At 37.1% G+C, this 15,977-nt stretch carries 12 protein-coding genes; 8 read left to right on the forward strand and 4 right to left on the reverse strand.

From position 1 onward, the window contains the following. Nucleotides 1-82: 82 nt before the first annotated feature. A complete protein-coding gene (gene recA, locus CH354_RS13075; protein ID WP_100727826.1) occupies nucleotides 83-1,246 on the reverse strand; it encodes a recombinase RecA in 1,164 nt (387 codons plus the stop codon). 296 nt (nucleotides 1,247-1,542) lie between these two features. Between recA and xerA the strand changes: the two genes are divergently transcribed. From xerA to CH354_RS13115, 7 genes are all read left to right on the forward strand, one after another. Continuing rightward, nucleotides 1,543-2,478 carry a site-specific tyrosine recombinase/integron integrase gene (gene xerA / locus CH354_RS13080; RefSeq protein ID WP_100727827.1) on the forward strand — a complete coding sequence of 312 codons (936 nt, stop codon included), beginning with the start codon at nucleotides 1,543-1,545 and terminating at the stop codon, nucleotides 2,476-2,478. A gap of 413 nt (nucleotides 2,479-2,891) precedes the next feature. Continuing rightward, nucleotides 2,892-4,346 (forward strand): nitrilase-related carbon-nitrogen hydrolase, encoded by a 1,455-nt coding sequence (locus CH354_RS13090; RefSeq protein ID WP_100727828.1) that lies wholly within the window; start codon nucleotides 2,892-2,894, stop codon nucleotides 4,344-4,346. Between the two features lie 128 nt (nucleotides 4,347-4,474). Then, complete coding sequence (locus CH354_RS13095; RefSeq protein ID WP_100728899.1) at nucleotides 4,475-6,631, forward strand: PAS domain S-box protein; 2,157 nt, start codon at nucleotides 4,475-4,477, stop codon at nucleotides 6,629-6,631. A 70-nt stretch (nucleotides 6,632-6,701) separates the two neighbouring features. Continuing rightward, nucleotides 6,702-7,484, forward strand: a complete 783-nt coding sequence (locus CH354_RS13100; RefSeq protein WP_100727830.1) for a 1-acyl-sn-glycerol-3-phosphate acyltransferase — start codon at nucleotides 6,702-6,704, stop codon at nucleotides 7,482-7,484. Between the two features lie 201 nt (nucleotides 7,485-7,685). Beyond that, nucleotides 7,686-8,948, forward strand: coding sequence for a chloride channel protein (locus CH354_RS13105; protein ID WP_100727831.1), 1,263 nt, complete (start codon nucleotides 7,686-7,688; stop codon nucleotides 8,946-8,948). 216 nt (nucleotides 8,949-9,164) lie between these two features. Continuing rightward, nucleotides 9,165-10,304, forward strand: coding sequence for a FecR family protein (locus CH354_RS13110; protein WP_100727832.1), 1,140 nt, complete (start codon nucleotides 9,165-9,167; stop codon nucleotides 10,302-10,304). Nucleotides 10,305-10,460: 156 nt separating this feature from the next. Next, nucleotides 10,461-12,533: a methyl-accepting chemotaxis protein gene (locus CH354_RS13115; protein WP_100727833.1), complete on the forward strand. Its 2,073-nt coding sequence runs from the start codon at nucleotides 10,461-10,463 to the stop codon at nucleotides 12,531-12,533. Nucleotides 12,534-12,591: 58 nt separating this feature from the next. On the opposite strand, the gene CH354_RS13120 is transcribed toward CH354_RS13115, so the two are convergent. After that, nucleotides 12,592-13,584 (reverse strand): HpcH/HpaI aldolase/citrate lyase family protein, encoded by a 993-nt coding sequence (locus CH354_RS13120; protein WP_100727834.1) that lies wholly within the window; start codon nucleotides 13,582-13,584, stop codon nucleotides 12,592-12,594. 260 nt (nucleotides 13,585-13,844) lie between these two features. Between CH354_RS13120 and CH354_RS13125 the strand changes: the two genes are divergently transcribed. Next, the gene (locus CH354_RS13125; protein WP_100727835.1) at nucleotides 13,845-14,312 is read left to right on the forward strand and encodes a globin domain-containing protein; all 468 of its coding nucleotides are present in this window, start codon (nucleotides 13,845-13,847) and stop codon (nucleotides 14,310-14,312) included. Between the two features lie 97 nt (nucleotides 14,313-14,409). Here CH354_RS13125 and CH354_RS13130 read toward each other — a convergent pair whose 3' ends face one another. Together CH354_RS13130 and CH354_RS13135 are read right to left on the reverse strand one after the other, a co-directional pair. Next, nucleotides 14,410-15,342: an ornithine carbamoyltransferase gene (locus CH354_RS13130; protein ID WP_100727836.1), complete on the reverse strand. Its 933-nt coding sequence runs from the start codon at nucleotides 15,340-15,342 to the stop codon at nucleotides 14,410-14,412. 79 nt (nucleotides 15,343-15,421) lie between these two features. Beyond that, nucleotides 15,422-15,769, reverse strand: a complete 348-nt coding sequence (locus tag CH354_RS13135; protein WP_100727837.1) for an LEPBI_I2431 family sigma-54 regulated protein — start codon at nucleotides 15,767-15,769, stop codon at nucleotides 15,422-15,424. Between the last annotated feature and the right edge of the window lie 208 nt (nucleotides 15,770-15,977).

The raw sequence follows: 15,977 nt of genomic DNA on the forward strand, positions 1-15,977 counted from the left end.
ATGTGAGAAAATAGGTAAAAAAAAACCGGCCCGGGAAACCCCGAACCGGTCAATGGTTCCTAAAAAGAAAGCCTGTTTATTTTCATTCGCCTACGGCGATGTCTCCGTCCCCTTCGGTAGAGAAACTTACGGGTTGTTTTGATTTTGTTTCTTTCGTTTCCTTTGGATCTCTCTCAATCGATTTCACTTCGCGTGTTTGGATCTTCGCTTGGTCGAGTAATGGCAATCCATTGAGATCTCTCACTTGGTTTTCAATTTTAAAAGCAATGTCTGGATTTTCTAAGAAGAAGTTCCTTACTTGTTCCTTACCTTGGCCAATTTTTTCACTATTATAAGAATACCAAGATCCGGCTTTTGCGACTAGGTCATGGCGAACTGCCAAGTCAATGAGTGAACTTTCACGATTGATACCATTAGCATACATGATGTCAAATTCCGCCTGACGGAATGGAGGTGCACATTTATTTTTGACCACCTTCACTCTTACACGGTTACCAACTGGTTCTTCTTTTTCTTTGAGTGTTTCAATGCGACGAATGTCGAGTCGGATCGATGCATAGAATTTTAATGCATTACCACCAGTAGTGGTCTCAGGACTTCCGAACATCACCCCAATTTTCATACGGATTTGGTTAATAAAGATAACAGTTGTACTAGATTTGGAAATGGTTCCTGTTAATTTACGGAGCGCTTGTGACATGAGTCGAGCTTGCAGACCCATATGAGAATCACCCATATCCCCTTCAATCTCCGCCTTTGGTACGAGCGCCGCAACAGAGTCGATGACGATGAGATCAATTGCATTGGAACGAACGAGGGACTCGCAGATTTCAAGTGCTTCTTCCCCATTGTCTGGTTGGGCGACGAGAAGGTCGTCTACGTTGACACCTAGTTTTTTTGCATAAGATGGATCAAGTGCGTGTTCTGCATCGATGAAGGCAGCAATGCCTCCTTTTTTTTGCGTTTCCGCAATGGCAGATAAGGTAAGAGTCGTTTTTCCCGAAGATTCTGGACCATAGATTTCAATGATTCGACCAGATGGAAAACCGCCGATCCCCAAAGCAATGTCGAGGTCCAAAGATCCAGTGGAAACTACATTCATCTCAGCCATACGTGTGTCGGCACCGAGACGCATAATGGATCCTTTTCCAAATTGTTTCTCAATTTGGCCTAGGGCCGCATCAATGGCCTGTTTTCTTTGGTCGGTCTCTTTGTCTTGTGCTTTGTCAGCTTTCTCTTTTTTCATGAATCAATCTTTCTCCTAAGTCGGTGTTCCGAAAGACTAGGTAGGGGACTTGGCCAGTTGGTTTTAAAAAATCCGTCTGACTCTCTCAAGGATGAACCCATCCCTTCCGAATTCCACTCTTTTTCTCTTCCGAAGTGACTCCATTATGCATTAGGCCTGGGACAAATTAGGAAGAGTGGGGAATTTTTCTGGATTATGTCTTTTTTTTTCCGTTTTCAACACTAAACAAAATGTAAGTACTTGTATAGTATTTTTTTAGAGAAGGAGAAAGAAAACTTAGCCGATAGGTTTCTTGTATGACCCTGCCAGCCCTCGAAGTCCAAATTCCCGAGCATTTTCCCCAAGTAATGGCGGATTTATTTCGCAGTTACCGCACTTACTTAAAAATTGAAAAAAATTATTCAGAGCATACCTTATTTGCTTATTTACGAGATTTGAAATTTTTCTTTGAGTTTTGTCTCAAAGAAGAAATTGATATATTGAGTGTTGATGTTTTGGACGTGAGGGCTTACTTTTCTGATTTAAAATCCACTAAGAAACAAGACAAACGAACACAAAGTCGCAAACTTTCATCGTTACGTACGTTTTATAAATTTTTATTCAGGGAAGAAAAAATTGGAGCCAATCCCATCTTACAAGTGAGTTTTCCCAAAACCAAAAAGAAATTACCGAAAAATTTTACACCGATTGAAACAGAAGACATACTGGATTATGAAGATCCTGAAAAAAAGGAAGTCCTTGGAAAAAGGGACAAAGCCATTGTGGAAGTTTTGTATAGCACGGGCCTTCGTGTGTTCGAATTAGTCAATGCAAAGTTAAGCGATTTGAATGAAGAGTTAACATCACTTAAAGTGATGGGAAAACGTAGAAAGGAACGCTTTGTTTTTATTGGACCTGAAGCAAAAGAAGCGCTGAAAGAGTATTTGGAAGAAAGGGGAAATGGTGGTCCCGATGAAATCTTTTTAAACCAACGTGGTGGAAAATTAACAACTCGTGGGATTCGTTATATTCTAGCGGAACGTAGGTCTGTGATGGGTATGGAAAAAGCAATTACTCCTCACAAGTTTAGACATACCTTTGCTACTGATTTATTGAATGCAGGTGCTGATATTCGCGCCGTACAAGAGTTACTTGGTCATTCTTCTTTGTCATCGACACAGGTGTATCTAAGTGTTTCGAGAGACCGATTGAAAGAAGTGTATCGAAATGCGCATCCGCACGCGAAAAAATGAGCGCGCGTGAATATAGGTTCCCCGCCCTGAATTGGGTGGGGTTCTAGACCCGCCACCCAATACGTCCTCTCTATCACAAAACCTGAATTTCCTCAATCCAAACTCTACTTATCAAAAATAAATTTCAAAAAAGTTCGTAGTTTCACGAATTCCAATTGAATAAAAATAATGCTAACCTTATAAAAATATGATTTCGGTAGGAGACAAATTATTAGATCCTTTGCAACAGTTTCCACTAAAGGAACGAAAGTTTACAAGAACTCGCACTAAACTAATCTCTGGATTTTTGGAATTCCTGTTTTAGCATTTCAATTGAGTGAAAATTTAGAATCACTTTGGCTAGAATCTTTCGATTTTATTTGGTTAGGTGCAGGAGGAAGGATTCAAAAAATAAATAAAAAGGTGAGTAGGAAATGAATTTATTATCGAATCAATGGTTTTTACTTTTAGTAAGTGGAATCTTTTTGGGATTCACAGGCATGAATTGGAATATTTCCATTTTTGCCTGGTTTGCCTTTGTTCCTCTATTAAGATACGTTCGTTTAGGTTTTTCTTTTAAGTTACTTTTCCTTAGTTTGATTTTAATACAAATTTTTTCTACAATGCGCATTGTAAGTGAACCTTTTCATGTTTGGATCGCCATTATATCTGGTATCCAAGCTGGAATTGTATTTTCACTATTACTATGGATTTGGAACTTAATTCGTAAACAATATGGAATGATCGTTTCGCATATTTTGTTTTTTTCATTTACCTGTACAATTTTAGAATGGATTGGTGCTTATCATTCAGACCTTGGTGTTTGGGGAATGTTAGCAAATAGCCAATTGGGAAATTTGGTTTTATTGCAGTCGGCATCTTTATTTGGAGCAACTGGCGTTAGTTTTGTTCTTTATTTGTTTAATGGAACTTTTGAACAAATGTTAAGTGAACTTTTGGATCAGAAACAGATTTCAAGATCTACTCGTTTGTATATTTCGTTCACTCTAATTTTTGTGGTGAGTTTATATTTTTATGGAACATTCAGATTGAGTTTACCAATTACTGGGAAACAGATAAAAGTAGCCACTATCACAACTAAAATGGATATCCAATCTTTATGGAAAAATCCAGTCGAAAATAATAAAAACACTGAGTTAACAATCGAGAAAACTAAAATTGCTGCCAAGGAAGGAGCAAAGATAGTTGTTTGGAATGAAGGTGCAGTTCTTGTTTCAAAAGAAAAGGAATCAGATCTTTTGAACTCACTTGTTTCCATGGCAAAAGAAGAAAAGATCGAATTGGTAGCGGCTTATATCATCCAAATCAAGGATAACGAGTTTTTTTTTGATAATAAATTAGTATGGCTTTCGAATCAAGGGCAATTGAGGCAAACCTATCATAAACAATTTATTGTACCATTTGAACCTGTTTCAAAAATACACTCTGAAATCCAATCGATTGAAACAGAGTTCGGAAAAATGTCAGTTGCGATTTGTTATGATTTCGACAGTTTGAAGGTATCAGATGTTCATTCCGAATCTGGGTCAGGTATCACTTTAATTCCTTCATCTGATTGGAAAGGAATCAATCCATTCCATACAGAAATGGCAACCATTCGCGGAATTGAAAATGGGTCATCTATAGTCCGTTCTGCGAGGAGCGGATTATCTGGAATATTTGATGCCTATGGTAGGGCCAAAGGAACACTTGACTACTTTGAAGAGAATGATGGAATTTTAGTTTCCTCAGTTTCAACCTCGAAAATAAACACCCTTTATTCTCAATTTGGCAATTGGATTGTTGGAATAGGATTGTTTCATTTTGTTTTTTCGGGTTTTCAAATACTTCGAATTGTCAGAAAAAATAGGATAAGAGCTCAAAATTAGGTTAAAACCCTGAACATTAGAAGATTAGAAATTTTCTAAATAATTGATTGAACTAAAAATTCCCGATTATATCATTTGGAGTTCTGTATTTCTCAAATTGACTTTTGCGAGATACAAAAGGATGAATGATGACACTCATAGCAGACAAATCCATCTTACTTGTGGAAGATGAAGCTATATTAGCTCTCTATGAAAAAAACCAGTTGGAGCAAGGTGGGTACAAGGTGACACATGTCCCAAGTGGTGAAAATGCAATTCAATTGGTGATCAAGGATGAAAATCCCTTTGATTTGATTCTTATGGACATTGATTTGGGAAAAGGATTGGATGGAACAGAAACTGCCACACATATCCTCAATCATAAAGAAATTCCAATAGTCTTTTTATCTTCCCATACAGAAAGGGAAATCGTAAAAAAAACGGAAAGTATCACTTCCTATGGTTATGTGGTAAAAAATTCAGGTTTCACTGTATTAGATGCATCAATCAAAATGGCCTTCAAACTTTTTGAGGCAAATGAACTTACTAAAAGTAAAAAAGAACATTTAGAGACCGTATTACACTCCATTGGTGACGGAGTGATAGCGACAGACAGGGATGGCAAAGTCATCAGAATCAATCCAGTTGCTGAAAAATTGACAGGTTGGAGCCATGAAGATGGACTCGGACATGAGATCAATGAAGTCTTTAATATCGTCAATGTCAAAACTCGTAAAAAAGTTGAAAATCCAGTAGAGATCGTTTTAAAAACTAATTCAGTCGTCGCCTTGGCAAATCATACGGTTTTGATTTCAAAAAATGGATCTGAGTTTCAAATTTCTGACTCAGGTTCGCCTATCAAAGATTTAAATGGTGATACAAAAGGAGTTGTTTTAGTTTTTCGAGATATTACTGCCGAATACAATGTACAAAGCCAAATCGCCAAACAAGCAAATATGTTGGATAATGTTTTGGATGCGGTGATTGGAACTGATTTTACTCAAAATATCAATTATTGGAATAAAGCTGCAGAAAAAATTTTCCTATGGAAAGCAGAAGAAGTGTTTGGGAAGAATATTATAGAAATCTTAAAGACAAAGTATAGTATGTTCTCCAGCCAACAAGTGATCGAAAAAGTAAATTTAGAAGGAAGTTTCATAGGGGAAGTTGTCCAAGAAGCAAAAGATGGAAGTATCAGAAATATTGAAATCAATTTAGTTCTTTTGAATGATGAATCGGATCTTCCAACTGGTTATATATTTGTTGCAAGAGATATTTCTGATCGTTTAAAAGCACTCAATCAAATTCTTGAATCAGAAGCAAAATTAACACAGATCATCGATTCAGCAATGGACGCCATTATTAGTATCGATACTACGAAAAAAATCGTTTTGTTCAATGGTGCGGCAGAAAAAATGTTTGGTTATGAATCGAAAGAAATCATTGGAAAACCATTAGACCAACTCATCCCTGAAACCTTTCGGAAACAACACGATAATCATATTGATCAATTTGGCAAAACGGGTGTTAGCAGAAGAGCAATGGGAGCATTGGGTCAAATTAGTGGGCTTCGATTCAATGGTGAAGAATTTCCAATTGAAGCTTCTATTTCCCAAATATCTGTAAATGGTGAAGCTTTATATACTGTAATTTTGAGAGATGTAAGTGTACGTAATATTTCAGAATCTAGAATCCAAAGATTGTTACATGAAAAAGAAAATATCCTGAAAGAAATACACCACCGTGTAAAAAATAATATGAGTTCTTTGTTTACCTTACTTACCTTACAAGCAAGGTCACAAGATAATCTTTCCGTCCAAACAATTCTATATGAAGCTGCGGGACGAATCAAAAGTATGATTGTATTGTATGATAAACTCTATCATTCAGAAACAGACAATAGTGTTTCCATTCAGGATTATTTTCCTTCCATCTGTACAGAGATAGTTTCTATTTTTCCTAAAAATGTGGAAGTGAAACTTGATATCTTGCAAGATACAATTGAGTTAAATGCAAAATTACTTTCCTCTGTTGGAATCATCTTAAACGAACTCATTACAAATTCTATGAAACATGCATTTTCCGAAACTGCAATGCCTGAAATCCGAGTCAGAATTTTTAAATCACAGAATCAATTGGTTTTGGAATACTCTGACAATGGCATTGGAATCCCTGATTCCATTTCATTTCAGAACACTCCTGGTTTTGGTTTACAATTGATTGGTATGCTTGTAGAACAAATCGAAGGGAAGATTCAAATTGAACGGATCAATTTTCCAAAGTTTGTATTAGAGCTTAAGATTTAAATTCTTACTTTTTTGAAAAATCATTTAGAATATTAGTTTACCTTCTATTGGATTCTACTTCTATTCATTCATGGGCAAACTTCAATTTTTTGTCGTTTTATGTTATGCAATTCCTGTTTTAGTGATCCTATTTCCAATTGGTCTGACATTTTCTTATCTATTTAAGATTACAAAACTAGATCGATGGTCCAACCGAATTAACAATTTTTTAGGATATTTTTGGTACCGTTCTTTTTTCATTTTAACTGGTAGAACACTTGATTTTTCGCAAGGAGATTGGAATCCAAATGGAAACAATCGTTTTCTCATTTGTAACCATACGAATGCATTAGAAGTACCTTTGATTGTTTCCTTACCGTATCTCACCAAATCGAAAGATGTTCGACTTTCGTACTTAGGTGGTGATATCATCCAAAGGTATAAAATCATTCCACTCATGATGCATAAAACCATAGTGGAAGCAGTTATTTACTCAGAAAAAAAACCAAATTTTCGAAATTTTAAAACTGATGTTCTTCGCGTTTTAAAAACTAGGTCCATTTTTTTATATCCGGAAGGGGAACGAACTTTTACGGAAGAAATTCAACCATTCCAAACAGGAGTGATGAAAATTGCGTATAAATTTAACATTGATTTAGATGTGTTTGTTGTCAGTGGTTTTATGGGATATTCCAGTTTGCCAGAATACCAACACCTAACAAAATCAAAAACGATATACTTTCACTACTGTGGTTCAATCTTAGCAAAAGATTATCCAACATTTGAAGAATACCTCGCTAAGGCAGAGACTTTAATGAAAGAAAAAAAGCAGATATTGGAAACAAAGGAAAAAACATCCATTCTACAAAATTAAAAAGAACTGGTTTCTTAAGTGGTGGGGAAACCTAACTTTTCTCGACCATTTGAATCATTCCTTCGGTTTATTTGCCAATCGTGATATTTACATTCGATGAAAAATCATAACTTCTGTATTTTTTCCCTTTTTCAGAATGACCAGATCACAAATTCTAGTACCAGAATTCTCTCTACAAGTACAGGTGGTTGAACATTGGTGATGGACAACATTCGTTTCGGACGAACCAATGAATCTATTTCTTTTTTTATTCGATGGTCACTGATCATCATGACAATCGCTGGTATTGTGGGAAGTATCTCTGCTTTCTTTTTACATGCATTGGAATTTGTTTCCAAGGTAAGAGAAAATCACGTTCAACTTTTATACTTTTTACCATTAGCAGGTTTATTCATTGGATGGTTTTACCACCACTTCGGATCAAAAGCAAATAAAGGGAACAATCTATTATTAGAAGAAATCCATTCGCCAAGTTCAGTAATTCCCATTAGAATGACCCCTTTTGTGTTAGTTGGAACTCTCATCACTCACTTATTTGGTGGATCAGCAGGTAGGGAAGGGACAGCAGTGCAAATGGGTGGTTCCATTGCCCATCAAATTGTTCGGGTCATCCCAATGACAAAGGAAGAACAAGAGAGTTTGATCATTCTAGGAATGAGTGCTGGTTTTTCTGCTGTATTTGGTACTCCTATCGCAGCCGCTATCTTTTCCATTGAAGTGATTTTGGTTGGTTCCTATCGTTGGAAACTTTTTTTGCCATCACTCATCACAGCATGGTTATCACATGAAGTGTGTTTGTCTTGGAACGTGACTCATTCCCACTTTCCGAAAGTTTCGTTTGATTGGAATTTTACATCCTTGGTAAGTATTTTTGTATTGGCGATTGTTTCTGGTTTTGTTGCCAAAAGTTTCATTCATCTCCTACATTTCTTTTCCTCATTCGGAAAAAAATGGATTTTATACCCTCCCTTTCGGCCTATCATCGGTGGAATTATTTTGGTTTGTTTTTTTATGTTCGGATTGAGTTTGGATTATTTTGGTCTTGGTGTAAAAACCATACAAAACGCTTTCATAGAACCGTTACCAAAAGAGTCATTTGTTTGGAAACTCCTCTTAACTACAATTACCATTGGATTTGGATTCAAAGGTGGAGAAGTCACTCCTCTTTTTTTCATAGGAGCTACACTCGGGAATTTATTGGCAACCCTTGATCCAATCCATCTGGCATTATTTGCAAGTGTTGGTTTTATCTCTGTTTTTTCGGGAGCAACCAATACTCCTTTGGCCTGTGCCATTATGGGGATGGAATTATTTGGATATGAATGTGGAATCCTTTATTTGGTCGTAACACAAATCGCGTTCATCATCTCAGGCCACACAAGTATCTATTCCTCACAAATCATAGCTAAAAATAAATTATTTCGCTCTACAAAGGATGTTGGGAAACGAATTTCGGATTTGTAAGTTCACGAGATTGTTTTGTCTCGGATCCTATCGACAAAAAACCTCTGTTTGATGGCGGGATTCAGTTTTCCTTCCATCATCTGTTTATAATTTCCTTCCTAAAATGGGAAAATGATGCAACTCACTCCCATTTTTTTTTTTAAAATGTTTTACCTTTTCTGAGAATATGCCTATTTTGATTTGTTAATTCTCATACAGAAACATTTGGAAACTCATATGAAAAAACTGCTTATCATCATCCTTGTCACTCTCACATTCGCCCAATGCCAAAAATTTTCTTTTGGTCAAAAAGAATCAAAAGATGAAACTGCAGGTGCAGTTGTTACCTTCTTACAAGGCCAAGTGGTCCTGATGAAGGAAGGTAAGGAAACGTTTGCAAGCCTAGGAGATGTCGTAAAACCTGGCGATCGGATTTTATCCAAACTTGGGAAAGTTGACTTACAAACCTACCGCGGTGAAATCATTCGGATCAAAGAAAATTCGGATGTAATATTTCGAGATTTAGCAGGGGACAAACAACCGAATACTGACCTCTACATCTTGGCAGGAAACCTTTTAGTTAAATCAGTAAAATTAAAAGCGAATCAAAATCTATCCATCTCCTCTCCAACAATGGTGGCGGGTGTTAGGGGAACTGTCTTCTCATTTGAATTGGAGAAAGGTTCTGTTCCAAAGGTGAAAGTATACGAAGGAGCAGTTGCTGTTGCCTTTAAGACAGGTCCAAAACTTGTGGAACTTAATGATGGTCTTTCCAAAGAAAACTATGACCAATTGGTGAAAACCTTAGAAGAAAATGAAATTGTCCTTGAATCAGGGGAAACCATGGAAGTGAATCCTTCCCTAAATGAAATGGTTTATATCATCAATGCAAAAATGGCAGCGTCTTCCATCACAAAGGATGAATTAGCTGGTCTTACCGATTTATATAAAGGGATCTCAAAAGTTGAAAGTCCAGTGACTCCCAAAGAAAAAGCAGAAGCAGAGACCCTTGTTTCCATTGATAACTCACTTGTACAAAAACAAGTGGAGAACAAAGCAGAAAACCCAGCTGTTACCCAAGAAATTGTTGAGAACATTGAAAAAGAACACGAGAGCAAACGTAACGAAGCATTAACTAATATTACTACCGAAGCTGAAAAAATGGGACTTCAAAACGAAGAAGACATTCAAAATCATTACAGTGTTTTAGAAACCATTCATAAATCAAATGGAGAAGTTTTATCAGGTGCAGTAGTGGCTCAGTTAGGTGACATTTTTATCGTGCATTCCACCAAAGGAGTTTTCCAACTAAAAGTGGATGATATTGAATACGTAGAATATAAAAATTTCAAAGTGCTAACAAAAACCAAAAAATAATCTATCAAAGCATAGCACGATTCCTCTGAAAAGAGGGTCGTGTATTATGTATCTTCCCTTCCCAAACAGAAAACGCTGTTTATTTAGGCGGGAATTTTCCAAAACAATTACACGAAACAATTTACAAAAATTTCCAAACACATAAGATCGATCCCTATGAGTATACGCCAGAGGGTTTCTCTTTTCATTGCTGGAATTTTATTTGTGGGTTTTACGATACTGACGTCGTTTCAAATCTACAGAACAATCACTGACCTTCGCTTAGAAATCCAAGAAAATGCAAAAATCACATCCGAAAAATGGTCCTTTCAAATCCAAGAACATTTAAATGCGATGATGGGAGTCATTCGTGGTTATCGATTTGCATTGTTTTATGCTTCTCCCCCTAGGGAATCGATGGTGAGTAGCCTTCGTGAAATTTTAGAAAGGAATGATAATATTTTTGGAATTTGGCTTTGTTATGAACCAAATGCTTATGAAGGACGGGATGCTGCTTTTGTGGGAAAACCGGGACATGATAAAACAGGAAGGTTCATTCCCTATCTACATCACACTCCCGATGGAAAAATCAATTTTGAACCCCTTGTTGATTATGATAATCCAAATGGCGCAGGTGATTTTTATCTCCAAGTAAAAAAGACAAATAAAGCCAAAGTGTTTGGTCCTTATGAATACCTAGCTGGTGGGAAAAAAATCCAAATGATTTCACTAGTTGTACCCATTTATCCCAAGGGTAAATTTTTAGGTGCAGCAGGAATTGATTTAGAGATTGGTACCCTCCAGGAAAAAATTGGGGACAACCGGCCATTCCGTGGTCAAGGTTATATCTCCTTTATATCGGATAACGGAACTTATGTGATGTATGGCCAAGACAAAGAAAAACTTGGTAAAAAAATCCAAAACCCAGAACATCTCAAAATATATTTAGAAAAACTGAAACTAGGAGAAATGTTTACCATCCAACATGATGGATACACGGATTATTTTACTCCATTTCATATTGGAAAAGATCCACAATTTTGGGCATTGCAGGTCAGTATCCCAGATTCAATACTCACCGAACAAGTTACAAAAGTAATCCTCAGTTCGGTGACGATCTCTTTACTCATTCTTTTTGTTGTATTGTTTTTCTTAAATTTTGTTTTTAAAAATTTGATTAGTAACCGCTTAAACAAAGCAATCCAATTTTCCTCTCAAATTGCAAGTGGTAATTTATCAACTTCTGCGGACGAAATCAATACTGATGAAATTGGTAGTTTGTTAGATTCGATGAACCAAATGAGAAATAGTTTGGTATCAATCATTGGTGATATCAAACAAACAGTGGAAAAATTGGGTAACCAATCAAAACAAATGGCTTCAACCTCCCAAAACCTATCCGATATTTCTCAAACACAGGCAAGTGCGGCAGAAGAATCTTCAGCTGCCGTAGAAGAATTGTCTGCTTCTGCTGATAATGTTGGTAAATCAATGGAAGAAGCTGTTCTCAAGATGAAAGAAATTGATAAGTCCGTTCTAACACTTCGGGAAGAAGTACAAAACATCAATAAAGAGATGGAATACTTGGCTAAGTTTGCATCGGAATCACGAGAACACGCTTTGGTTGGTGAAACCGCCATGAACGATTCCACAAAAGCGATGGAAGACATTGGTGAAAAAGCGGAACGAATCAGTGAAGTATTGGATATCATAACAGAAATCTCAGAGAAAACGAATTTATTAGCACTCAATGCAGCCATAGAAGCAGCAAGAGCAGGGGATGCAGGACGCGGATTTGCTGTGGTAGCAGAAGAAATTGGTAAACTTGCATTACAAACTGGAACATCAGTGAAAGAAATTGGAGATTTAGTTATTTCTACAAATTCAGCTGTGGAAAATGGAAATCAAAAAGTAACCGAAGCCGCTCAAGTTTTAAATCTATTGAATAATAGGGTAAAAGAATTTGAAACATCCGCAAAACGCGTATTAAATTCAGTTCTCTTGCAGGAAAATAATGCAAAAGACATTGCGCAAAATTCAAATTTACTTACTAACCTAAATTTACAAATTGAAGAAGCAGTGTTTGAACAAAAACGAGCAACAGAAGAAATTTCTAAAACAATCATTAGTATATCCAACGGTACTCAGGATGTTGCCTCGGGATCTGACCAACTAACCATTGTTTCGGCCGAGATCGCTTCACAAGCTTCTTACCTATCCACACAAGTTGAAAAATTCAAATTGAAATAAAAAAAAGCCCACGTAAAAGTGGGCTTCCTTTATAAAATTTCTAATTAGATTTAGAAATCTATTTTGAGAAAAATCTTTTTTCAACTTCGTCTGGAAGTTTTTGACCTGTGAGTTTTGCTCTTTGGACTAGTTCCCAGAAATAACGGTAAGTTGCTCGGTCATGAAGGTCTCCATCATGTTGGATTGGTCCCCAATCAGCATCTTGTGCTTTGATAAGAATATCACAAGCAGTTTGAGTTTCTGCAAAGTTAGGTGCCATCGCATCTAAAATCGATTGGATTTGTGCTGGATAAATTGACCACATACGTAAGAAACCAAATTCATCATGAGCACGTTTTGCATCCTGGTATGTTTGGTAAGTGTTTTTTAAATCCAAAGTTACGTTGTGTGCAGGGATCACTCCATTCATAAGTGCTGCTGCAACCATAGTTGATTTTGCACGTCTTAATAATTCGTGATCAAATTGACCAGGTGACTTCATGCAGGAAGCAGGAATTGCACCATGGTGACCAGAGATAAAATCCATAAGTCCAAAATCCAAAACTTGTAACCATGGAAGGCTTGCGATTTCGAATACATCGTTTAATGCACCGTGAGTTTCAATCAAAACGTGAATTGGGATTTCTCTTTTGATCCCAGCTTTTTTGCAAGCATCTTGGATATAAGTGATTTGTTCTTTCACTTGGCTTGCTTTTGTAGGTTTTGGAATTGTGATATAAGCGATTACGTTTCCAGCACCTGGAACGATGATATCAATATCACCTCTCCAATGTTCGTTGGTATAGTCATGAATACGAACACCACTCATCTTATGTTTGTTGAGTTCAGAGTTTTGAATGCGAACAATCATTTCTGCATGTTCTTTTTCTTTCCCTGTTTGAGCACCGTCTTCACAGTCCATCGTAATGTCGAAAAGTCCGCCAAGTTTGTTTTGTAACTCGAGTGCTTTTGTGATGAGTTTTTCAGATCCAGCGAAGTGTTCACAAGCAGGGATGATAGGGAAAGGTTTTTCTCCTGCAAAGAGAGCTGATTGCGGGTGAGTCAGTGCCATTTAGTATACCTTTTTCGGATTTTTTTACCAAGTTTTGTGAATTTTGCCTGTCGTCCAGGATTTAATGGCAAAATCTGAACTGCACTAAGCCCCATAGAACCTTTCCAGCAATTTTACATGGAAGGTAATTCTCTCAGCATTCAGAAATTTCTGGGCGAACCCTTTGTGCCAAAGGGCCGGGCCAGTCCGGGCTCCGCCTTACGGCTTCGGTCGAAAATCGACTTCCCCTTCCTGTCCCTTTCGCAATTCTGGAAATTGATTTGGATCCAAACGATATTTACACTCCACCAGGCGGACCACCGCCGACCAATCCCAACGTGAAACATCTTTATGAAAAATGGGGGGAAACAAACATCCGTCAGTTAGTTTCCGATTTTTATGATCTGATCCGTACCTCAGAGATCCGTTGGATGTTTAAGGGAGATTGGGATTTGGCAAAAGAGAAACAAGCTGATTTTTTGATTCAGGTGTTAGGTGGTCCAAGTTATTATATCGAAAAATGGGGTCCTGCCAGGATGAGGATGCGTCATTTTGTATTTCCCATCTCAGAAAAAGAAAGGACAACTTGGTTTCAATGTTATGATGAGGCCTTACAAAAATTTGATTTCGATCATGATGACAAAATCGATTTTCTTTACTTTCTGGATGGATTTAGTGGTTGGATGGTGAACCGAAAAGAACCACCAGTGGAAAAGTATTCTGAATCTGATACCCAAGAAAATGGGTAAAACCACTTTCTTACATTTCCTAAAAATTGATATTGAATGTAATTACGAAGTATCGATCGATTTACACAGCAGATATTTATGCGAATCTTACAATGGATTAGTTATGATTTTCTAGTAGTTTTAAGATGACCGCTTTTTGTGCATCGAGCCTATTTTCAGCTTGAGTGAAAATAATAGAACGATCACTTTCCACCATATCTCTCGTGATTTCATAACCTGCATGAATGGGCATGTCGTGCATCACTTTGGCTTTTGTGTGTTTCATCAGTTCCGCATTCACTTGGTAAGGCATCATCATTTGGATCCGTTCTTCTTTTTCTTTTTGAAACTTTGGATCATTAAAAAATTCCATATCCACCCAAGTATCTGTGTAAACATAATCAGCGTTCGACACTGCTTTTTTTACATCCATTTCCCATGAAACTGTGCCTTTTTTTTGCGCTCTTTCAATTGCATTTGTAACAATCGATTCTTTAGAAGCAATTGGTGTAACGAGAATCAAATGGATTCCGAGGGCAGCCGTAATTTCAACAAGTGAATTGGCAACATTATTATGAACTCCAATGTAACATAACGTTTTCTTTTTCCAGTCATTGGGGGAGTCCATTACAATTGTGAGAATGTCTGCTAAGGATTGACAGGGATGAAATAAATTACAACAGCCATTGATAACAGGGACAGTGGATCCAGATTTTAACACTAACAAGTCTTCGTGTTTTTTTAAACGTGCCATAATGATAGCAACATTACTCGAAAGATACCTTCCTTCAAAATCAATATCGGAAAGTAAAAAATTCGATGCCATCCAATCTAAGAATATTGCATGTCCACCAAGTTCAGTCATGCCAGCTTCGAAAGAGACCCTCGTTCTCGTAGAAGTTTTCTGGAACAACATTGCGAGAGAACGACCAGACATATGACCTGAAAAGTACACCCGATTTTTCTTTACATACACTGCAAAGTCGAGGAGTTCCTGGATTTCTCCATCGGACCAATCTTGCCAGGATATCAAATGTTTCACTTGGGACATAGCTTCCTTACAAGTATCGGATTGTATAGTTCCTAAATCGAGAGGAAAGTCTTCTGATTGGAACGAAGAAATCGTTTTTTTATGCTGCTGATTCCGCCATTGATCTTGCGATGATAAAATTCGGTAAAATCAACTCTTCTGCAAATTTGATCCCAAATTGGATTCCATTTTCAGTTTCTTTCATCCAAGCTATTTTTCCTCTGAACGAAATACGAGACCGTGTTAAATCACTTTCAATGACACCAGTGATTTGATCCTTTTCTTTGATTCCAATCTCGTGTTGGATCCAACTACTGACTCCAAGCTCAGAGATGTTACCTATTTTTGTGACCAAAAACTCTGGTTTTTCATTGATGGAAAAAATTTTTAAGACTAGGTCATCCCATTCGATCGATGGTATTCTTTCTGTTCTTCTTGTGTTTAACATGATTAGCCCCCTAACGATTGTATACATTTCACTGCAAAAATCGTGCCAAGGAGCTAGAGTTGGCAATCGGTGGTTTTTTCATCGTTACAGCACGACTATGCCATGCATTTGCCTTTGAATGCCGAATCCTTTAGCATCCCGATCGATAAAAAACCGGAAGAATGCCTTCATTATGCTGAGTTTTTACAGGCAAATAGTGAGTTCCTTC

Origin of the sequence: Leptospira levettii (assembly GCF_002812085.1) — a bacterium.
In the GTDB taxonomy this organism is placed as follows: Bacteria; Spirochaetota; Leptospiria; order Leptospirales; family Leptospiraceae; genus Leptospira_A; species Leptospira_A levettii.